This is a genomic window from Clostridium acetobutylicum ATCC 824 (assembly GCF_000008765.1).
GTDB lineage: Bacteria > Bacillota > Clostridia > Clostridiales > Clostridiaceae > Clostridium_S > Clostridium_S acetobutylicum.
The window spans coordinates 601,230-623,216 of sequence record NC_003030.1; the positions used below are offsets into that span (position 1 = coordinate 601,230).

Annotated in this window: 17 protein-coding genes and 1 pseudogene; 17 read left to right on the forward strand and 1 reads right to left on the reverse strand. The window is 33.3% G+C overall.

What is annotated here, in order from left to right:
- Nucleotides 1-66 precede the first annotated feature (66 nt).
- Nucleotides 67-432: a DUF1540 domain-containing protein gene (locus CA_RS02855; protein ID WP_010963842.1), complete on the forward strand. Its 366-nt coding sequence runs from the start codon at nucleotides 67-69 to the stop codon at nucleotides 430-432.
- Nucleotides 433-489: 57 nt separating this feature from the next.
- Here the strand turns inward: CA_RS02855 and CA_RS02860 are convergent, their stop codons facing one another.
- The gene (locus CA_RS02860; protein ID WP_010963843.1) at nucleotides 490-1,287 is read right to left on the reverse strand and encodes a Cof-type HAD-IIB family hydrolase; all 798 of its coding nucleotides are present in this window, start codon (nucleotides 1,285-1,287) and stop codon (nucleotides 490-492) included.
- Between the two features lie 140 nt (nucleotides 1,288-1,427).
- On the opposite strand from CA_RS02860, the gene rlmD reads away from it, so the two are divergent.
- The 16 genes and pseudogenes from rlmD (at nucleotide 1,428) to CA_RS02945 (ending at nucleotide 21,850) form a co-directional block, all read left to right on the forward strand.
- Complete coding sequence (gene rlmD / locus CA_RS02865; RefSeq protein ID WP_010963844.1) at nucleotides 1,428-2,810, forward strand: 23S rRNA (uracil(1939)-C(5))-methyltransferase RlmD; 1,383 nt, start codon at nucleotides 1,428-1,430, stop codon at nucleotides 2,808-2,810.
- Nucleotides 2,811-3,182: 372 nt separating this feature from the next.
- Complete coding sequence (locus CA_RS02875) at nucleotides 3,183-3,869, forward strand: response regulator transcription factor (RefSeq protein ID WP_010963845.1); 687 nt, start codon at nucleotides 3,183-3,185, stop codon at nucleotides 3,867-3,869.
- Complete coding sequence (locus CA_RS02880; RefSeq protein WP_010963846.1) at nucleotides 3,856-4,845, forward strand: sensor histidine kinase; 990 nt, start codon at nucleotides 3,856-3,858, stop codon at nucleotides 4,843-4,845. Before CA_RS02875 ends, CA_RS02880 begins: the two co-directional genes overlap by 14 nt.
- A gap of 82 nt (nucleotides 4,846-4,927) precedes the next feature.
- Entirely contained in the window at nucleotides 4,928-5,611 is a 684-nt protein-coding gene (locus tag CA_RS02885; protein ID WP_010963847.1) for an ABC transporter ATP-binding protein, read from the forward strand.
- Nucleotides 5,608-8,199 (forward strand): ABC transporter permease, encoded by a 2,592-nt coding sequence (locus CA_RS02890; RefSeq protein ID WP_010963848.1) that lies wholly within the window; start codon nucleotides 5,608-5,610, stop codon nucleotides 8,197-8,199. Before CA_RS02885 ends, CA_RS02890 begins: the two co-directional genes overlap by 4 nt.
- Before the next feature lie 470 nt (nucleotides 8,200-8,669).
- Nucleotides 8,670-10,148, forward strand: coding sequence for an Lsa family ABC-F type ribosomal protection protein (locus CA_RS02895; protein ID WP_010963849.1), 1,479 nt, complete (start codon nucleotides 8,670-8,672; stop codon nucleotides 10,146-10,148).
- A gap of 558 nt (nucleotides 10,149-10,706) precedes the next feature.
- Complete coding sequence (locus tag CA_RS20155) at nucleotides 10,707-10,844, forward strand: hypothetical protein (RefSeq protein WP_013913519.1); 138 nt, start codon at nucleotides 10,707-10,709, stop codon at nucleotides 10,842-10,844.
- 262 nt (nucleotides 10,845-11,106) lie between these two features.
- Nucleotides 11,107-11,376 (forward strand): annotated as a pseudogene (locus CA_RS20160) (hypothetical protein); the annotation flags it as partial.
- 131 nt (nucleotides 11,377-11,507) lie between these two features.
- On the forward strand, nucleotides 11,508-12,356 hold the full coding sequence (locus CA_RS02910) for a sialate O-acetylesterase (RefSeq protein ID WP_010963850.1): 849 nt from the start codon (nucleotides 11,508-11,510) through the stop codon (nucleotides 12,354-12,356).
- A 63-nt stretch (nucleotides 12,357-12,419) separates the two neighbouring features.
- Complete coding sequence (locus CA_RS02915; protein WP_014518846.1) at nucleotides 12,420-12,941, forward strand: PadR family transcriptional regulator; 522 nt, start codon at nucleotides 12,420-12,422, stop codon at nucleotides 12,939-12,941.
- Between the two features lie 107 nt (nucleotides 12,942-13,048).
- Nucleotides 13,049-13,822 (forward strand): MurR/RpiR family transcriptional regulator, encoded by a 774-nt coding sequence (locus CA_RS02920; RefSeq protein WP_010963852.1) that lies wholly within the window; start codon nucleotides 13,049-13,051, stop codon nucleotides 13,820-13,822.
- A 347-nt stretch (nucleotides 13,823-14,169) separates the two neighbouring features.
- Nucleotides 14,170-15,765, forward strand: a complete 1,596-nt coding sequence (locus CA_RS02925) for an alpha-glucoside-specific PTS transporter subunit IIBC (RefSeq protein WP_010963853.1) — start codon at nucleotides 14,170-14,172, stop codon at nucleotides 15,763-15,765.
- Between the two features lie 77 nt (nucleotides 15,766-15,842).
- On the forward strand, nucleotides 15,843-17,168 hold the full coding sequence (locus CA_RS02930) for a 6-phospho-alpha-glucosidase (RefSeq protein ID WP_010963854.1): 1,326 nt from the start codon (nucleotides 15,843-15,845) through the stop codon (nucleotides 17,166-17,168).
- A gap of 251 nt (nucleotides 17,169-17,419) precedes the next feature.
- Entirely contained in the window at nucleotides 17,420-20,026 is a 2,607-nt protein-coding gene (ppsA, locus tag CA_RS02935) for a phosphoenolpyruvate synthase (RefSeq protein ID WP_010963855.1), read from the forward strand.
- A gap of 172 nt (nucleotides 20,027-20,198) precedes the next feature.
- Complete coding sequence (locus tag CA_RS02940; RefSeq protein WP_010963856.1) at nucleotides 20,199-21,005, forward strand: MBL fold metallo-hydrolase; 807 nt, start codon at nucleotides 20,199-20,201, stop codon at nucleotides 21,003-21,005.
- Between the two features lie 86 nt (nucleotides 21,006-21,091).
- Nucleotides 21,092-21,850 (forward strand): SDR family NAD(P)-dependent oxidoreductase, encoded by a 759-nt coding sequence (locus CA_RS02945; RefSeq protein WP_010963857.1) that lies wholly within the window; start codon nucleotides 21,092-21,094, stop codon nucleotides 21,848-21,850.
- Nucleotides 21,851-21,987 lie beyond the last annotated feature (137 nt).

Consider the following 21,987-nt stretch of genomic DNA (forward strand, 5'->3'; position numbering starts at 1 on the left):
CTTGAACTTGTGATTTGGAGTATAAAAAATTTCTATATTTAATTAAGAATAGGAGGAGAAAATAATATGGCAACAAAATTGATGTGCAGCGCAGGTACATGTGTTAATAATATTAGTGGATTGTGTACAGCGAAAACTATTAATGTGCATGGTATAAAGGCTAGATCATCTATTGATACGGAATGTGAAACTTTTGCAGAAAAAGGAATTAAAAATGCTCTTTCAAATTTAGTTAATATGAATATTCCAGGAGAAATACGACAGGTATTTAGCAGAAATTCAATAGAAATGAGTCCTGAAATACAATGTCAGGCTATAAATTGCTCATATAATCATAATAAACTATGTGCAGCAAGGAATGTACAAATTTACGGACCAGGAGCTATTACAAGTGAAGGTACTGAATGCGAGACTTTCACATCAAAAAGCTAATGAAAAAATCAGAACTAGTGCATGTTTTAAGAGAAACCACTAGTTCTGATTTTTTATTTATGCACCTAGTTCGAGAACCTTATTTTTAATTACCTGTATTACACCTGATTCATCATTACTTTTTGCTATAAATCTTCCATGCTTTTTAACTCCATCAGGAGCATTTTCCATAACATAACTATGATATACACTTTGGAGCATTGAAACATCATTATAATAATCTCCAAAAGCCATAGTTTCGTTTTCATTTATGTTGAATTTATCTTGAAGGAACTTTATAGCAGTTCCTTTGTTTACATCATTTCTTCCAATGTCAAGCCATATATCCCCTGATACAGTGAGTTGAAATAATTTGCCCCACTTTGGAGAAAGAAGTACATTAGAATTATTTGCAGAACCTTTATAATCACATATTGCTATCTTAAAAAATTCATCGTCAATTTCATCTAGACTGTTAACAACAGCACTTTTATGATAATACTTCTCGACCTCTTCTATAAATGCAGAAGATTTGTCCAAAACATATGCGCTCTTTTTGCCGCATAAAACCAATTTACAGTCAGGAACTTTTTTTGCATCATCTACGACTTTAGATAACATATCTCTATCTAAAGTTTTTGCAAACAATTCCTTTCCATCTTTAACTATGAAGGCGCCGTTTTCTGCAATAAATGTAATTTTATCTTCAAAACCAGCCATATTATCTTTTAAGGTAAAATATTGTCGTCCACTCGCAACGCTAAACATTATGTTCTTATTCAATAAACTATCTAGTATAAGAGGAAATTCATTAGGGAATTCGCCGTTGCTCCTTAGAAGTGTTCCATCCATATCTGTGGCTATTAATTTTATCATATAGTTACCTCCAATATTTCTATAAATACTAACATTATTATAACATACTTGTATTAAGTTTAATGTATGAACTTTATGGATATGTTATAATATATAGAATGCTTAAAAATCAATTAAATTGAAGTTTGAAAGGTGAGTTTATGGAGAAAGTTATTCCAGTTAAAAAAAATAATGATTATGAAATTTACATAGATGATTTTGGAAATATGGGAGAAGGAATTGGCAAAATAGATAATTTCACTGTATTTGTAAAGGATGCAGTGAAGGGAGAAAAGGTAAGGGCAAAAATAATAAAGGTAAATAAAAGTTTTGCTATAGGAAAGTTGATAGACATAATTGAAAAATCACAAGATAGAACTGAGCCAGTGTGTTCTATTTATAAAAAATGTGGTGGATGTCAGCTTCAGCATTTAAAATATACAGAACAGCTTGAGTTTAAAAAAAATAAAGTAGTAGAATGTCTTAAAAGAATAGGAAAATTAGATTTAAGTTCTGTAAGAATAAATGAAACAATAGGTATGGAAGATCCTTATTTTTATAGGAATAAGGTTCAACTTCCAGTGGGAGAAACAGCTGGAGAAGCGAAAATAGGTTTTTATAGAGAGAGAAGTCATGAAATAATAGAGGTTGATAAATGTTTTATACAAGACGATTCTGCAAATGAAATAATACTCTTGATAAAAAGGTGGATTAAAGAGTTTAATATAGAAGGATACAATGAGTATTCGGGAAAAGGGACTTTAAGGCATATAATGATAAGAAAAGCTTTTAAAACGGGACAAATAATGCTGGTTTTAGTTACAAATACTGAAAATGTTCCACATAAAAAAGAACTTATCCACATGATAACTACTGAAATTCAGGGTATAAAGGGGATAATTCAAAATATTAATAATAAGAAAACTAATGTAATACTAGGTCAAAGAGAAATAACTCTTTGGGGTGAAAGTACTATTGAAGATTATATCGGTGAGTTTAAATTTAATATTTCCTCTAAATCGTTTTTTCAAGTGAATCCAATTCAAACTGAAAAGCTTTATTCTGCAGCGCTTAAATATGCGGGGCTGACAGGTAAAGAAGTGGTATTTGATGCTTATTGTGGTACGGGAACAATTTCTCTATTTCTATCTCAAAATGCAAAGAAGGTATATGGAGTAGAAATAATACCAGAAGCAATAGAAAATGCAAAAATAAATGCAAAACAAAACGGCATAGAAAATACTGAATTTATTGTTGGAAAATCTGAAGAGGAGATACCAAAGCTTATAGAAAAGGGCATAGCACCAGAAGTTGTAGTTGTAGATCCACCAAGGAAAGGCTGTGAAAAGTCACTTTTACATTCAATTGCAGAGGCATCGCCTAAAACAATAGTTTATGTTTCCTGTGATCCAGCAACCTTATCAAGGGATTTAGGAATCTTAAGTGAGCTTGGTTATGAAGTTAATGAAGTTCAACCAGTCGATATGTTCCCAATGACGGGGCATGTGGAGACTATTGTGTTGATAAAACGAGTAGATAAATAGAAAACAATTATTTTAGGCATTTTTTCAAACATATCTTTTCTCTTAATTTAGATGTTCAGAAATGAGCGTCTTTTTTCTTGCAATAAAATCAAAAGTAAAGTGATATTTATGACATGAATTACTTCAGTTTGTATATTTCCATCAAAAGAAATATAATAAAATTATGGAGGTGTTTGTTAAGCGTAGATTATATAACGACAAAAAAACCAGCTAAGATTGGGAAATAACAGACAAAGTGGTAGCATATTATTGCTCTTTTGGGCGGATTAGGGTAGCTAATAAAATGGGAAATACATGGCTTGTTCCGGTTGACGCCGAAAAACCAACTGATGGACGATACAGGAACAGTAAAGTAGGAGATGGTGAAAATAAATGAAACATATATTTTTGGTTGAGGACGATAAGGCGATAGCTAAAAATCTTACACTTTTGCTGCGCTCAGAAGGATTTACAGTAAACCATGCCTCTACGAGGAGTGACGCCATTGGCGCTCTTGATGGTAATAAATTTGACTTAGCGCTTATAGATATTTCTTTGCCTGACGGAAATGGTTTTACGGTTTGCACGGAAATCAAAGAAAAGCAAGATGTTCCAGTTATCTTTCTTACGGCTTCCGGAGATGAATCAAGTGTCGTAACTGGGCTTAATATGGGGGCAGACGACTATATAACAAAGCCCTTTCGTCCGCGTGAATTGATTGCACGAATTAGAACCGCACTGCGAAAAAGTGGGAGTTCTCCTTCTTCTTTTGAAATATGTGGGCTTCATGTCGATACGGCGAGCGGAATTGTAAAAAAGGAAGGCAGAGAGATTTTTCTTTCAGCCCTAGAGTACCGTTTACTATTGGTATTTATTAATAATAACAAAAGCATTATCACAAGAAGTAGACTGCTTGACGAATTATGGGATGCAGCTGGAGAGTTTGTAAATGACAATACATTGACTGTATACATTAAACGACTGCGAGAGAAGATAGAGAACAACCCTGCAAGTCCGGAAATTATTTTGACTGTTCGAGGAACGGGATATAGATTGGGGAACGGTTATGCTTCGGAATAGAGAGTTTAAGAAGTTTGCCATTTTAATCTCTTTAATAGCTACAGCAACTGTGACGATTGGATTTGTGATCAATATGTCAGCTGGAATACTTACGATTACTTCCTCTGCTGCCTTTGGAACAGTGTTTTTTGTGTTTACTAAGGCTCGATATAAAAGTATTGCTCAGATTTCAGATCAAATTGATCTTGTACTTCATAACGCTGATCATTTGTATATTGCTGAATTGGAGGAGGGCGAACTTTCCATTCTGCAAAGCGAGATAACAAAAATGACGCTGCGCATTAGAGAGCAAAATGATGCACTGAAAAAAGAAAAAGAGCATCTTGCCGATTCTATGGCTGACATAGCCCACCAACTCCGCACTCCTCTTACATCTGTGAACCTTATTTTGTCGTTGTTAGAGAATAAAACTGACCCAAATGATAGGAAAGCATTGATGAGGGAAATAGAGGAATTGTTTGTACAGATGGATTGGCTGCTTACTTCTCTCTTGAAATTATCTCGTCTGGATGCGGGCATTGTGGTGTTCCAAAGCGAGCAGATAGATGTAAATAAATTGATATGCAACGCAATTCGACCATTCTTAATACCAATAGAACTGCACGATATTAATTTGAAAATAAATGCACCGAAAGGGATGGTTATTCAAGGCGATTCAGGTTGGCTTTCGGAAGCAATTCAAAATATCATTAAAAATTGCATGGAAAGCTCAGGCGATAACGGAAAGATTGAGATTGTTTGTGGTGACAACCCACTGTTTACCGAGATTATCATCCACGATAGTGGCGAAGGTTTTCAAAAAGAAGATTTATTTCACTTGTTTGACAGGTTTTATCGCGGGAAAAATGCAGGTGCCACAGGATATGGTATTGGATTAGCTCTCTGCAAGATGATTATAATACGGCAGGGAGGTACGATTACTGCCAAAAATCATCCAAAGGGAGGCGCGATATTTTCCATTCGTTTTCCAAAGTGACGAATCTCTCACCTAAAAGTCACAGAGATGTAAGTTGAATGTTCTATTATATGGGTAAAACATAAGAAAGGAGACTCACATAATGGAGTTCTTAAAAGTTGAAAATTTATGCAAGGTCTACGGCAAGGGCGAAAATAAGGTTACTGCACTTGACAATATTTCACTTACAATTGAAAAAGGAGGATTTACTTCAATTATTGGTTCCTCTGGCTCCGGAAAATCTACTCTACTGCATGCTATAGCTGGTGTGGATGTGCCGACAAGCGGAAAGGTGTATCTGGAGGGGCAGGATGTATATGCCCAAAGCAATGAAAAACTCGCTATTTTTCGCAGGCGCCAGGTTGGACTGATTTACCAGTTTCATAACCTCATTCCAACTCTGAATGTAGTGGAAAACATCACCTTACCTATATTAATGGACAAGCGAAAGGTTAACAAAGAACGACTGAATGAATTACTGGAATTGCTTGGGTTAAAGGGACGAGAAAAACATTTACCTAATCAGCTTTCAGGTGGTCAGCAGCAGCGTGTTTCCATAGGACGTGCTTTGATGAATGCCCCAGCAGTCATGCTTGGTGATGAGCCAACGGGCAGTTTGGATAGCAAAAATGGACATGAAATTATAAAGCTACTTAAAGAAAGCAATAAAAAATACAATCAGACTCTTATTGTCGTAACGCATGACGAAAATATTGCCCTGCAAGCAGATCGTATTATTGGTATATCAGACGGTAAAGTAGTACGAGATGAGAGGGTGAGAGCATGAACGTTTTCAACAAAGTTGCTTTGCAAGGCATGAAAAAAAGCCGTACACGAACAATTGTAACAGTGATTGGAGTTATTCTATCCGTCACACTGATTACGGGAGTTACCACATTTGGTATTTCATTGATGAATTATTTGGCAAAAGGTGAAGCTCAGAAATACGGCGGCTGGCACGTTAAATTTGAAAATGTGAATTCTTCTTTCGCATCGAAACAGGCAAGTAACGACAAAGTTGCAAGCGTTGCAACATTTAAAAATATCGGCTATGCAAAACTTAAAGGCGTAAAAACCACCAATAAGCCGTATCTTTTTATAGCTGGATACAGCAAGAAAAACTTTAATGCTTTGCCGCCTATCCTAATGGTTATGGGCAGGATGCCCCAAAATAGCAGAGAGATTGTTGTCCCTGGAAAAGTTATGACGAAAGGTGGAGTTAAGGTTCAGTTGGGCGACAAGTTTACCATTGATGTTGGAAGCCGCATGAAGGTCAACAAAAGCCTTGGTCAACACGACCCTTACATTTCGGGAAAAGAAACTCTTGTGCCAAAAGTAAAGAGGACTTACACGGTGGTTGGTATCTCTCAAATGCCAACATTTGATGAAGATTCTGCGCCAGGATATACCGCAATCACAACCGCGGATGCAGCAGACACGATGGATGATCTCAGCTTATTTGTTACGTTGAAAAATCCGCGTGAAGTTCATACTTATGCAAAAAGCACAGCTGAAGGTCATGCTTATACCTTGAATAATGAAGTGCTGCGCTTCATGGCTCTTTCTAATGATCCGGGTGATAAGGTTTTTAATGCATTTTTATACTCAGTTGGTGGCATTGTAGTTGTGATTATCATGATTGGTTCGATTTTTCTGATTTACAATTCATTTAATATATCCTTGAATGAGCGCACACACCAGTTCGGGATTCTCTCGTCAGTGGGCGCTACCGCAAAACAACTGCGCCGTTCGGTGCTGTTTGAAGGTATTTGTATCGGCGCCATTGGCATTCCGATTGGAGTTTTAGTGGGCATAGCCAGCACCAAACTTGTGATGGTAGTTGTTGCCAAGCAATTTTCAAACATTTTCTTTGTCGGTGTACCTTTCACTGTTATGGTGTCTGTTCCTGCAATTCTGGCAGCGGTGGTAATTAGCATGATTACAATCCTTATTTCAGCCGATATTCCAGCTCGTAAAGCTGCCAATATGCCTGTGATGGAATGTATTCGTCAGACTAACGAGGTCAAATTGGAAGCTAAAGAAGTTAAAACCTCAAAATTGGCACAGCGCATTTACGGGTTTGAAGGTGTGCTTGCTCTTAAAAACTTCAAAAGGAACAAAAAACGTTACCGCAGCATTGTGTTGTCACTTGTTTTAAGTGTAGTGCTGTTTATATCGACCAGTGCAATGGTAGCAGATTTGAAACAGACGACAGCGGGTGCAAAGGAGATTAATGGTTATGATATTGGTTTTGGTTCAGATGATATGAAGGACAGTGAAATGCTGCAGCTTTATAACAAATTAAAAACCACCAATGGTGTTTATGAAAGCTCGTATCAAGTTGTTATGAATTATTCCTGTGCTGTCAAAGGCAGCGACTTTTCAGATGCATACAAGAAATCTGTGAGTTCACATTCGCTGGACAAAACAGTGAATCTGTCAACGATAATCCAGTTTTTGGATGACAGTACTTATTTAAATATTGTCAAACGCTTGGGCTTGCCAAAGAAGGAATATATAGGACCAAATGCCAAATTGATAAGTGTCGCCAAAGTGGATAGTGATCACGACAATCAGAAGAACGTTCACCAGCTTCCTGATATGTTCAAGAGTTCTTCCATGAATTTTACAATCGCTCCTGAAATAAATGGCAAGCCGGAGATTAGGCAGGGACGTAATGTAAGTATTACATTTGTTAGCACCATGGTGATGCCTGATATTCCTCCGAGTGTAAGAGTATCACTTAAAAAGCCAAGTAAGCTTAGTTTGATTGCACCATATTCACTCAAGGAAAAGTTTAATACCTCTAATATTTCTGCGGATATTAACGCTAAGGGCATGACTTTTTTGTCAAAGAATCCCTCGCAGTCAGCGGCTAAAATGGAAGAGGCAATTAAAGGTGCGAAAATTAAAGATATATACACCCTTATAAATAGTAAGAAAATATTTGAGGAAAACAAAAATGAAATTTTTATTGTCGACGTATTTTCTTATACTTTTATAATTATGATTTCGCTGATTGCAGTTGCCAATGTATTTAACACTATTTCTACGAATATCAAGCTGCGCAGGCGTGAACTTGCCATGCTTCGCTCTGTGGGAATGTCTGACCGCGATTTCAAAAAGATGATGAATTTCGAGTGCGTCTTTTATGGAATGAAGGCTCTGCTCCTCGGGCTTCCTCTGTCAATCATATTCTCATGGCTTGTGCACAAAGTAATGAGTGGCGACAGTACCCATTTTGTATTGCCGTGGAGTAGTATTGGAATCAGCGTGTTCGGTGTGCTATTTATCGTGTTCATTACTATGATGTATTCCATTAGCAAGATAAAAAAAGAAAATATCATTGACGCTCTTCGGGATGACATGGATTAATTTAAAACAAATTTTCTTGATTAACTCCTCATTGACTTTTTTGATGGGGAATAGTATAATGGTAAAAAATTTGAAATTTGAGGTGAAAAAATGATTAAATTTTCTTGCTGATTTTTAAAAGTACATTTAATACAAAGATAATAGGTGTGTTCTGTTTTTTTGTTGTACTTATGCAGGAAAGTTATTCTTTTTTCTTCTAATATATACTTGTGTTATGCTATAATAATTAGCTTAACTGTGTATATCTAAGGGCTGTAAGGATAATAAATTCTTGCAGCTCTTACTTTTTTATAAATAATTAGAATAAGGAGGATAAATAATATTATGATAGATAAAGATACTTTGCTAACACATGATAATCTCCATATAGACTCGGATACTGCAGGTGATATTTATATGGAGTAATAACAAGATCACCTATTGTTCCGAATTTGTTTTTTATATTATTAAATACAGAGGAGGACAAAAATATGTCTTTAATTAATGTTACAAATTTAACCTTTGCTTATGAAGGTAGTTATGATAATATTTTTGAAAATGTAAGTTTTCAAATTGATACTGATTGGAAATTGGGGTTTACTGGAAGAAACGGTAGAGGAAAGACTACGTTTCTAAATCTTTTGCTTGGAAAATACGAATATAATGGAAGCATCTCGACTGATGTGAATTTTGAATACTTTCCTTATGAAGTGCAGGAGAAAGGCAAATTTGTCATAGATGTCATAAAGGAGATTAGTCCAAATTCAATGGATTGGGAAATAGTAAAAGAATTATCTTTGTTAGATATAGACTATGAAGCTTTATATAGACAGTTCTATACTCTCTCTAAAGGAGAGCAGACCAAATCATTGTTGGCTGCTATGTTTTTGAAAGAGAATTCTTTTTTGCTTATTGATGAGCCTACAAATCATTTGGATGCTGAAGGGAGAAAGAAACTAAGTAATTACTTGAAAAAGAAGAAAGGATTTATTCTAATTTCACATGATAGATCTTTTTTGGATAATTGTGTTGACCATATTTTGTCTATTAATAGAACTAATATTGAAATACAAAAAGGGAATTTTTCTTCATGGTGGAGAAACAAGGAATTAAAAGATGGGTTTGAACTAGCAGAAAATGAAAAATTGAAAAAGGATATTAATAGACTTTCTAGCTCGGCAAAACGTACATCTACGTGGTCAGATAGTGTTGAAAGTAGCAAGTATGGAACTACTAATTCTGGGAGCAAATTAGATAAAGGATATGTTGGACATAAATCTGAAAAAATGATGAAACGTGCTAAAAATATAGAAGCTAGACAACAAAATATGATTAAGGAAAAATCAAGACTTCTTAAAAATATTGAGAATAATGAAAATTTAAAAATAGTACCGCTTACTTTTCATGATAAAAAGCTTGTAGAAGTTATAGATGTTGCAATTAAATATGATGATAGAATTGTCTGTGAAGGAGTAAGATTTAATATAGAGAAAGGTGAAAGAATTGCTATTCAAGGAAAGAATGGCAGCGGAAAATCAAGTATATTGAAATTAATTTATGGAGAAGACATCCCACATAGCGGAATTGTAAGAAAGAATAATAAATTAATTATTTCATATGTTTCACAAGATACATCAGATTTATATGGTAATTTATCTGAGTATGCGGATAAATACTGCATTGATGAAACTTTATTTAAATCAATGCTTAGAAAGCTTGATTTTTCAAGAGAACAGTTCGAAAAGGATATCAAGGATTTTAGCGGAGGACAGAAGAAAAAGGTACTGCTTGCAAAAAGTCTGTGTGAACGGGCACATTTGTATATTTGGGATGAACCATTGAATTTTATTGATGTCATTTCTCGTATGCAGGTTGAGAAATTGTTAATTGAATATGAACCTACAATTTTGTTTGTTGAGCATGATATTTCGTTTTGCGAGAATGTTGCAACAAAAACAATAAAATTATAAAGGTTTAAATGGGCATTAATGTAAAGGTAACACACGGAATCAGATGTTTTGGTGATGACTGTATGGAGTATAGTATAGGTCTTTAATTATACTGGGTTTCCCTGATAACTATTGATAGTTATCAGGGAGCCTACATAAAGCAAATAGTATCAAATTGATACAAAAAGATAAAAAATAACATATTACTGGACGGTAAAAAATTGATTATCTAAAGGAAATATTTTCTTGTAATAGAATTAATAAGTGACTATACAGGAATAGCACCAGCAGTAAGCATTAAATTTATAAGGTTATTCATTTTTTAAAAACTAGAAATTATTATTGATAAAATATCTAACAGTATTAGTGCATAATATTATTAGCAAAATGAGGAGAAAACATGATTAAATTATTAAAGCGTTTGAGAGTTAGAGAGTTGATCCAAGCATTTATCAGTTTAGTTTTCATAGCAGCACAGGTCTGGTTAGATTTAAAACTTCCTGATTGTATGTCAGATATTACAAGACTTCTGCAAACACAGAGAAGTGAAATGTAAGATATATGTTAGCAGGTGGAAAGATGATGCTTTGTGCCTTATGTAGTTTTGCAGCTGCTGTAGTGGTAGAATTTTTTGTTGAAAGAATTGAGGCTTCCTTTTCGCAAAATTTTAGAAGCCTTTTGTTTTCCAAGGTAGATTCTTTTCAATGGAAGAAATAAACCGCTTTTCAACAGATAGTCTGATAACTCGATCAACAAATGATATTACTCAAGTACAGATGCTAGTTGCCATGGGTTTATAGACGCTAATCGAAGCACCAATCTTAGGAGTATGGTCAATTACAAAGATTGAGGGAAAAGGATTTGAGTGAACGGTTGCTACTGTAGTAATGCTAGGAATTATGGTTTTTGTGATATCCATGATTATGATTTTTGTTATTCCAAAGTTTAAAAAATGTAAGTCCTTACTGATAATCTAAACCGTGTAACAAGAGAAAATCTTACAGGATTACGGGTTGTAAGATCATATAATGCAGAAGACTATCAGGAAGAAAAATTTGAAAATACCAATAAAGAATTAATGACTACGCAGCTATGCACCAATCGTGGCATGGCTGTTATGATGCCTATGATGATTTTTATCCTGATTCCAAGAGCTTCTGATTATGTTCTGGAAAATATAAGCAATAGTGCTTTCAGCTTAAATATTACAAGTAAAAAACACTTTGCCATTAAGATAAAAAGAATATAGTTGACAATTAGTCTAATTAGACTATAATATTTAAGTATGGCTAGTCTAATTAGACTAATAATAATTTCAAGGTTTTTGATATTTAGAAAAACTTAATGAAGCAGTAAAGTAAATAGAAAGAAGGGCTTAAAGTGGTTAAATCGTTTTTGATGTTAGGGCAGTCAAATATGGCTGGGCGTGGTTTTATTAATGAAGTTCCCATGATTTATAATGAGAGAATACAAATGTTACGTAATGGTAGATGGCAAATGATGACTGAGCCAATCAATTATGATCGTCCTGTTTCGGGAATAAGTTTAGCGGGTTCATTTGCAGATGCATGGAGTCAAAAAAATCAAGAAGATATTATTGGATTGATTCCTTGTGCTGAAGGTGGAAGTTCAATTGATGAGTGGGCTTTAGATGGGGTGCTTTTTAGACATGCATTAACCGAAGCTAAATTCGCTATGGAAAGTAGTGAATTAACAGGAATTCTATGGCACCAAGGGGAGAGTGATAGCCTTAATGGTAACTACAAAGTATATTATAAAAAGTTACTTTTAATTATTGAAGCTCTTAGAAAGGAGCTCAATGTCCCAGATATTCCGATTATTATTGGTGGCTTAGGAGATTTTTTAGGAAAAGAAAGATTTGGAAAAGGCTGTACTGAATATAATTTCATTAATAAGGAGTTACAAAAATTTGCTTTTGAACAGGATAACTGTTACTTTGTTACAGCATCAGGTTTAACTTGTAATCCTGATGGCATTCATATTGATGCTATTTCTCAAAGAAAATTTGGTTTACGATATTTTGAAGCCTTTTTTAATAGGAAACATGTATTAGAGCCATTAATTAATGAAAATGAATTGCTAAATCTAAATTATGCTAGAACACATACTAAAGCAGAAAAGATATATATAAAAAGTATGGATTTTGCATTGGGAAAAATATCGTATGATGAATTTACATCTGAACTTATGAAAATCAACAATGATTAAATATTACAAGTATAAAGGAGCTATTAATATAAATTTAATGAAGAACATAAAGGAGATGTTTTTTTGATACCATTACTAATTTTAGGTTTATTAAAACAAAAACCAGGTTCTTACGGATACGAATTATTAGCGTTAATGGAAGAGAGACATTATAAGTACATAGTAAATTTCACCAAAGGATCATTTTATTATAATCTTCAACAATTGGAAGAAAAGCAATATATAAAAAAAGTTAACCAATTAGACAGCACTAGAGAGAAGCGTAATTATATCATAACAGAACTAGGAGATAAAGAATTTGAAAAATTGATGTATAAGTATGGTTCTAAGACAGATTATATAAACCTATCTTTTTATGCTGCTATGTTATTTGCTAATGAGTATAAAAGTAAGGAATTAACAAAACTAATAGAAAAGCAAATCGAACAAACAAAAAAGAAAATTTTTTTATTAGAGCAATCTCTTAATAATAATAAAGCTATACCTACTTATTTCAAAAAGATGTTAGAAAATTCGCGTTCTCATCATTTGGTAAATCTTCAATGGTTTGAAGGATTATTAAATGATATAAAAGATCAAAATTAATTATAAGAGATTATCTGTTATTTATGAGGCTATATACTGATATTTACAGGAAACTTTTAAGATGTTATAATCTAGTTAAAAATTAGTTTGAAAGATAGGAAGTAAACATGAGATTAGAAGAATTGGTTAATAATAATTACAATAAGCTCAATGAAAACGATCTCCACATATGGAAGTATATATGTTGTAATAAGCGTGAGTGTTGTACAATATCTATTGATGAATTAGCAAAAAAATGTAATATTTCAAGGACAACAATTTCTAGATTTACTCAAAAGCTATCTTTGGAGGGGTTTGGAGAGTTTAAAGTTAGGTTAAAACTAGAACTTGGCGTGAGTAATAATTTTAAAAGCAGCAGTGTTGAGGATGTTTATCAGGATTATTACAAAACAATAAAGGATATGAAGGAAAAGGATTTTTTAGAAATATGTCGTATGATTTATGGAGCAAAACATCTTTTTGTATATGGGACTGGGGCGGTACAAATTGCAGCAGCCAATGAACTTAAAAGGCATTTTATAAGTGTAAATAAGTTTTTTGTTACAGTACACGGAGAAGCTGAAATGAATATGGTTCTAGAGACAGCTACTGATGAAGATTTAATTGTAATTATATCATTATCTGGTGAAAAAAAATCTGCGGTTGAATATTTGAAAAAAGTAAAGGTCAAGAATATACCATCTATTTCTATTACAAAATTATCCGACAACTCAATAGCGAGGTTATGTGACGAGAATTTGTATATTATTACAAGAAATATAAAAATAGAAGGAGTGGTTACTTGTGAAAATGTAGGCCAATACTTCATTTTAATTGAGATATTATTTCTAAAATATATTACTTACTTAGGACAATTAAAAAAAGAGGATACAATATCATAGGATGTATATGTAAAAAAGTTAGCACAATATTTATGTGCTAACTTTTTGTTTTTTATATAAATATTGAAAAGATAGCCTGTGCGAATGCACAAATTATGTGCGAATAACTTAAAGATGTACATAAGAAGTAAATGGGTGAAAAGTATTGAAAAGGTTTTCTTTAGTTGATAATATAAACTCATACAAGATATCTTGGTAAGAAACATTAGATCACAGACATAACAATTTGGGCTAAATTATGAAACAAACAATTTGATACAAGTTATAAGGAAGGTAATACAGTACGATAATTGCTTTCTTAAAAATATCACAATAGTTATTGATAAAAGATTTGAGGGGGTCAAAAAATGATGCAAAAAATTCAGCGCTTTGGAGCTGCCATGTTTGTTCCGGTTTTATTCTTTGCTTTTTATGGTATGGTTGTTGGATTTTCTATTTTGTTTACAAATCAAGATATTATGGGTTCCATAGCAGCAAAAGGTACAGCATGGTATAGCTTTTGGTATGTAGTTCAGCAAGGTGGATGGACGGTGTTTAATCAACTACCCTTATTGTTTGTAGTTGGATTACCAATTGCCTTAGCTAAAAAAGCACAAGCCCGTGCCTGTCTAGAAGCTCTATTAATATATTTAACATTTAATTATTTTATTAATGCTATTCTTACTATTTCAGGTTCAAGTTTCGGAGTTAACTTTAATTTACAACCTGGAGTTAGCCATGGGGTATCAAGTGGGCTTGCATTGATTGCAGGCATAAAGACGCTTGATACTGGTATGATAGGTGCAATTTTAATTGCAGGTATAGCTGTGTATCTACATGGTAAGTTTTTCGAAAAGAGATTACCAGTTTACTTAGGTATTTTTCAAGGTTCAGTTTTCGTGGTGATGATAGGATTTTTCGTAATGCTACCAACTTCTTTGTTAATGTGTCTAGTTTGGCCTAAGGTCCAATGCGGCATAGGAGCGTTACAAGGGTTCTTAGCTTCATCTGGAGTTATAGGCGTATGGATATATACATTTTTAGAACGTATCTTGATTCCAACGGGCTTGCACCATTTTATCTATGGACCATTTGTTTATGGGCCAGCAGTAGTACCTGATGGTATTGCTTCATATTGGCCAAAGCATTTATCAGATTTTGCAACAAGTGCTCGTTCATTAAAAGATATGTTCCCAGCCGGCGGTTTTGCACTGCATGGATCTTCTAAGGTATTTGGATGTACTGGTATAGCATTGGCTATCTACAGCACTGCAAAGCCTGAAAAGAAAAAAATTGTAGCTGGTTTACTTATACCAGCAACAATAACAGCTATTGTAGCGGGCATTACTGAACCTCTTGAGTTTACGTTTTTATTTATAGCTCCAGCATTATTTGCAGTACATGCTGTGTTGGCTGCAACTTTAGCGGCAATAGAATATGCATTTGGTGTTGTAGGTAATTTTGGAGGGGGATTAATTGATTGGTTTGCACAAAACTGGCTGCCATTATTTAAGTATCATCCAGTTACTTATATAACTCAAATAATAATAGGATTATGTTTTACAGCAATATATTTCTTAGTATTCCGTTTCTTAATATTAAAGTTTAATTTTGCTACTCCTGGACGAGAGATAGATGATGAAGAAACAAAACTTTATACAAAAGCTGATTATAAGGCAAAACAAGGCGCAGCTGAGGAAGTTAAGAATGATGAAATAGATGGAAGTCAAGCTATGCAATTTTTACAAGCCTTAGGTGGAAGTGAAAATATTGCAGATGTTACTAATTGTGCAACTAGACTGCGTGTATCTGTAAAAGATGAAAGTAAGTTATTACCAGATAGTGTTTTCAAAAAAGCTGGAGCACATGGAGTGGTTAGAAATGGAAAAGCCATTCAAGTTATAGTTGGATTATCAGTTCCGCAGGTAAGAGAAGAGTTTGAGGGATTACTTATAAAGTCATAAATTAGTATTAAATAAATAATCAATTTGTTATCTAAAATTAATAAAAATAGATATTTATATTTAAGGAGGAAAAGATTATGAAAAAATTTTCAGTTGTAATAGCAGGTGGAGGAAGTACTTTTACACCAGGAATAGTATTAATGTTATTGGACAATATGGATAAATTCCCTATAAGAAAGCTTAAATTTTATGACAATGATAAAGAAAGACAAGCGATAGTAGCTGGAGCTTGTGAGATAATATTAAAAGAAAAGGCACCAGAAATAGAATTCCTTGCAACAACAAATCCAAAGGAAGCATTTACAGATGTTGATTTTGTTATGGCTCATATAAGAGTTGGTAAATATGCAATGCGTGAATTAGATGAAAAAATTCCATTAAAGTATGGAGTGGTTGGTCAAGAAACTTGTGGACCAGGAGGAATAGCTTATGGAATGAGATCTATAGGTGGAGTTATTGAAATTCTTGATTATATGGAGAAATATTCACCAAATGCATGGATGCTAAATTACTCCAATCCGGCAGCAATAGTTGCAGAGGCAACAAGAAAACTAAGACCTAATTCTAAAATATTAAACATCTGTGATATGCCTATAGGAATAGAAACAAGGATGGCAGAAATATTGGGATTAGAGTCAAGAAAAGAAATGACAGTTAAGTATTATGGACTTAACCACTTCGGGTGGTGGTCAGATATACGTGATAAAGATGGCAATGATTTAATGCCAAAGTTAAAGGAACACGTTAAAAAGTATGGTTATGTAGCTGAAAATGGGGATACTCAACACACTGATGCTAGTTGGAACGATACTTTTGCTAAAGCTAAAGATGTATATGCAGTAGATCCAAGTACATTGCCAAACACTTATTTAAAATATTATTTATTTCCAGATTATGTAGTTGAACATTCTAATAAAGAATATACAAGAGCAAATGAAGTGATGGATGGGCGTGAAAAATTTGTATTCGGTGAATGTAAAAAAGTTATAGAAAATCAGTCTACAAAAGGTTGTAAAATGGAGATAGATGAACATGCTTCTTATATAGTTGATTTAGCAAGAGCAATTTCATATAACACACATGAAAGAATGTTATTGATAGTACCTAATAATGGATCAATTGAAAACTTTGACTCTACAGGTATGGTAGAAATACCTTGTATAGTTGGAAGTAATGGACCAGAGCCATTAACAATGGGAAAAATCCCTCAATTTCAAAAGGGCTTGATGGAACAACAAGTTTCTGTAGAGAAATTAGTAGTTGAGGCATGGAAAGAAAAATCATATCAAAAGTTATGGCAGGCTATAACCCTTTCTAGGACCGTTCCTAGTGCAAAAGTTGCTAAACAAATACTAGATGAGTTAATAGAAGTAAATAAAGATTACTGGCCAGAATTAAATTAATAAAGCATATAGTGAGTGAAAACAATTAAAATTTTCAAGAAAAGTACTAATCGAATAGGTTGGTACTTTTTTTATACAGAAGTGGGTAAGATGAGTACTAACAGTTGATAAAATTAATCCCCCAACTTAATTATATCATATGGAATTTTTAAATAATAGGCTTATAATTTGTGCTTATTGTGTGTATTATAGGAACAGATATTATTGATAAATGGTTTACCTATACAGAGAAAAGAAGAAGGGGTATGTGTATGAATTCATATGTGCTTGGTTTTAAGGAAATTGATAAAACAAAGATTTCCATGGTTGGAGGTAAAGGCGCAAATCTAGGGGAACTATCTAGGGTTGCAGGAATTTTAATACCGGAAGGCTTTTGTGTTACTACAGAAGCATACAAGAAGATAATTGAAAAAAGTAAGGAATTTAATGAGTTGTTAGACGAATTATCATGTCTTAGACTGGAGGATGGGGAAAAAGTTTATGAAGTTAGCAAGAAAATTCGTATGGTCATTGAAAGAATATCCATTCCTAAAGATATAGTAGAAGAGATTGATGTGTATCTCACAAGGTTAGGTGAAAAAGATGCATATGCTGTACGTTCCAGTGCAACTGCAGAGGATTTGCCGACAGCATCCTTTGCCGGACAGCAGGATACATATTTAAATATTATTGGTAAAAAGTCAATTTTAGAACATATCAGTAAGTGCTGGGCATCTCTATTTACTGACAGGGCAGTAATTTATCGTCTTCAAAATGGCTTCGACCACCGAAAAGTCTATATATCTGTGGTTATTCAAAAGATGATATTTCCAAAGGCAGCAGGGATTTTGTTTACGGCTGATCCTGTGAATTCTAATAGGAAGGTGTTATCTATTGATGCAAGCTTTGGTCTTGGTGAAGCTTTAGTTTCTGGGTTGGTGAATGCTGATATGTATAAGGTGCTGAGTGGTAAGATTACCGATAAGAAGGTATCTAAAAAGAAACTAGCTATTTATGCTTCAAAAGATGGTGGTACAAAAGCACAAGAGCTTGAGATTGAAAAACAAAATAAGCAAGTGTTGACAGAAGAGCAGATTTTACAGTTGGAGCATATTGGCAGAAGCATTGAGGAACATTTTAGCTTTCCTCAGGATATAGAGTGGTGTTTAAATCAAGATACATTTTATATTCTTCAGAGTCGTCCAATTACTACTTTATATCCAATTCCTAAAGCAAATGATGAAGAAAATCATGTATATATATCTGTGGGTCATCAGCAAATGATGACAGATCCCCTGAAACCACTTGGAATGTCTTTATATGAGTTAACATCATTTGGGAACAGATTTAAAGCTGGTGGAAGGTTATTTTTTGATGTTACACAAATGTTGGCTTCAAAGGATAGCAGAAAAATGTTATTAAATAATATGGAACAACACGATCCTCTCATGAAAGATGCATTAGTTACCATAATAGAACGAGATTTTATAAAAGCTTTACCAAGTGATAATGGGAATCAAAGTAAAAGCAATAAAGGAGTATCAGCAGGAGAGTCAGAGAATCAAATTGAAAACAACCCGACAATTGTTTCTGATTTAATTAATAAGAATCAAGCATCTATAGAAGAGCTAAAAGAAAACATAAAAACAAAATCGGGATTAGAGTTAATTGATTTTATTCGAACAGATGTAGAGGAGTTAAAGAAAATTTTATCCGACCCACAAAGTTCAGCTGTATTTATGACTGCTATAAATGCTTCACATTGGATAAATGAAAAAATGAGGGATTGGTTGGGTGAAAAAAATGCAGCAGATATTCTTTCTCAATCTGTACCAAACAATATTACTTCAAAAATGGGTTTGGAGCTACTAGAGATTGCAGATGTGATTCGCCCTTATCCGGAAATAATAGACTATTTACAACATGTAAAGGATGATAACTTTTTGGAGGAAATAGTTAAATTTAATGGTGGTCATGAGGTTAAGAATGCAATTTTGTCTTATCTTAGCAAATACGGAATGAGATGCAGCGGAGAAATTGATATAACCAGAACACGTTTAAGTGAAAAACCAATTACACTTGTTCCTATGATTCTTAATAATATAAAAAACTTTGAGACTGGTGCAGCAAATATAAAATTTCAGCAAGGAAAACAGAAAGCTTTAGAAAAGGAACAAGAGTTATTGGAAAGGTTAAAACAATTACCGGATGGTGAACAAAAGGCAAAAGAGACAAAACGAATGATTAAGCTAATTCGAAATTTTATAGGTTATCGCGAATATCCTAAATACGGAATGGTTAATCGCTACTTCATTTATAAGCAGGCTTTGATGAAAGAAGCTGAAAAACTTGCAAATATAGGTGCTATTCATGAAAAAGAAGATATTTACTATCTTACATTTGAAGAACTTAGGGAAGTTATACGCACAAAAAAAGTGGATTACAGTATAATAAATAAACGAAAAAATGAGCACAAATTATATGAAAAACTAATACCACCACGTGTTATAACTTCTGATGGTGAAATTGTTGAAGGTGAATACAAAAGAGAAAATGTACCAGAGGGAGCTATTATAGGATTATCGGTTTCTTCTGGAGTTATAGAAGGGCGTGCGCGTGTCATTTTAAATATGGAAGATGCAAATCTAGAGGCAGGAGACATATTAGTAACTTCATTTACTGATCCAAGCTGGACACCTCTATTTGTATCCATAAAGGGTTTAGTAACTGAAGTTGGTGGATTGATGACACATGGAGCGGTTATTGCACGTGAGTATGGTTTACCAGCAGTTATAGGAGTGGAGAATGCCACAAAATTAATAAAAGATGGGCAGCAAATTCGTGTGAATGGAACAGAAGGATATGTAGAAATACTATAAATATTCTTTGATATTGATAAAAAAATTTTAAAAATATGTTATGAAGTCAGTCGGCAGGTTCATGCAGTTTTCAATGAATTGGTGTAAAATTTAATATATGTAAGTTTTTAATTGGAAAAGGAAGGCTATAAATATAATGTCTAGACATTTTATCTAACTGAAGGAGGAAAAAATGAAATTAAAAGTTTTAGTAGATAATAATACATATATTGACCAATATTATTTAGGTGAACCTGCTGTTTCATATTATATTGAAGACGAAAGTACTAAGCTATTATTAGATGTTGGATATTCTGATATATTTATTAAAAATGCCAGTGCGTTAGATGTAGATTTGAAAAATATAGATACTATTGTCATTTCACATGGTCATGATGATCATACAAGAGGGTTAAAATACTATTTTGAACAAAGTAGTGTAGGTGAGATCTCTATAATTGCTCATAAGGATGCATTTAAAGAAAAAATAAAGGATAAATTGAAAATATGTTCTCCTATTTTACAGGAGGAACTAAGAGAAAAATGTAATTTGATTTTATCGAAAGAACCTAAGAAAGTTAGTGAAAACTTAATATTTTTAGGGAAAATACCTAAGATAAATAATTTTGAAAATAGAAAATCCATAGGAAAACAAGTTGATGGTGGAAAATTAGTAGACGATTATGTAATGGATGATACAGCGCTGGCATATAAAAGTAAAAACGGTATTTATATTATTACAGGATGTTCTCACAGTGGTATTTGCAATATTGTAGAATATGCAAAGCAAGTTTGCAGGGATAACAGAGTTATAGGAATCATAGGTGGGTTTCATTTATTTGAAGTAAATGAGCAAGTGCAGAAAACCATAGATTATCTAGTACAAAATAATATAAAAGAGTTATATCCTTGTCATTGTACCTCGTTTTTAGTTAGAGCAGAAATACATAAAAAGTTGCCTGTAAAAGAAGTTGGAGTAGGACTAGAAATTAACTGGTAATAATATATATACTTTTTAAAGTATGAATTAGAAATTTCAATACTGGGGATATAAGTAAGAGTATATAATTGAAAGGGAGTTTTAGTATGAATTTAACTGGAAACACAATACTTATAACTGGTGGAGCTACAGGTATAGGATTAGAGCTGACAAAGCAATTTGTTGAATTGGGAAACGAAGTAATCATTTGTGGTAGACGTGAATCTAGATTAAAGGAAGCAAAAAAAGCTATACCTTCAATACATACTATAGTTTGCGATGTGGCATCATCACAAAGTAGAGAAGAATTAATGAACGAGATAAAGAAAAATTATTCTAATATAAATATTTTAATTAACAATGCTGGGATGCAGCAAGATGTAGATTTGACAAAGGGAATAGAAGACCTCGTTAAAGATAATTTAATAGAAGTTGATATAAATCTAAAAGCTCCAATATATTTGGCAGGTATGTTTGTGGAACATTTTAAGGAAAGAAAACTGAAAAGCACAATAATAAATGTATCTTCAGGGCTGGGTTTTGTGCCAATGGCTAGGGTGCCAATTTATTGTGCAACTAAGGCTGCAATGCATTCTTATACTTTGTCCTTAAGACATCAGCTTAAGGATTTAGGAATAGAAGTTATTGAAGTTGTACCGCCTGCAGTTGTATCTGAACTAAATAGCAGCGCAAGAGCAAAACTTGGTACAAATGATTTCTCAGTACCTACTAAAGATTTTGTGGCAGGTGTAATAGATGGTCTAAAAGAAAATAGAAAGGAAATAGGATATGGGACTTCTGAAAACTTTATTAAGGCGTCAAGAAACGACTTGGATATAGCATTTGAAAGAATGAATAATAGATAAGTTAAAAAATACTAAGGGCAGAGATGCTCTTTTTTATTTGATATAAGTTAAGAATGATTTTAGTTAGATATAAATAATATTTTTAAGCATATTACATTTATTACATAAAAATCCTGTGGTATAATGTGGATATAAAG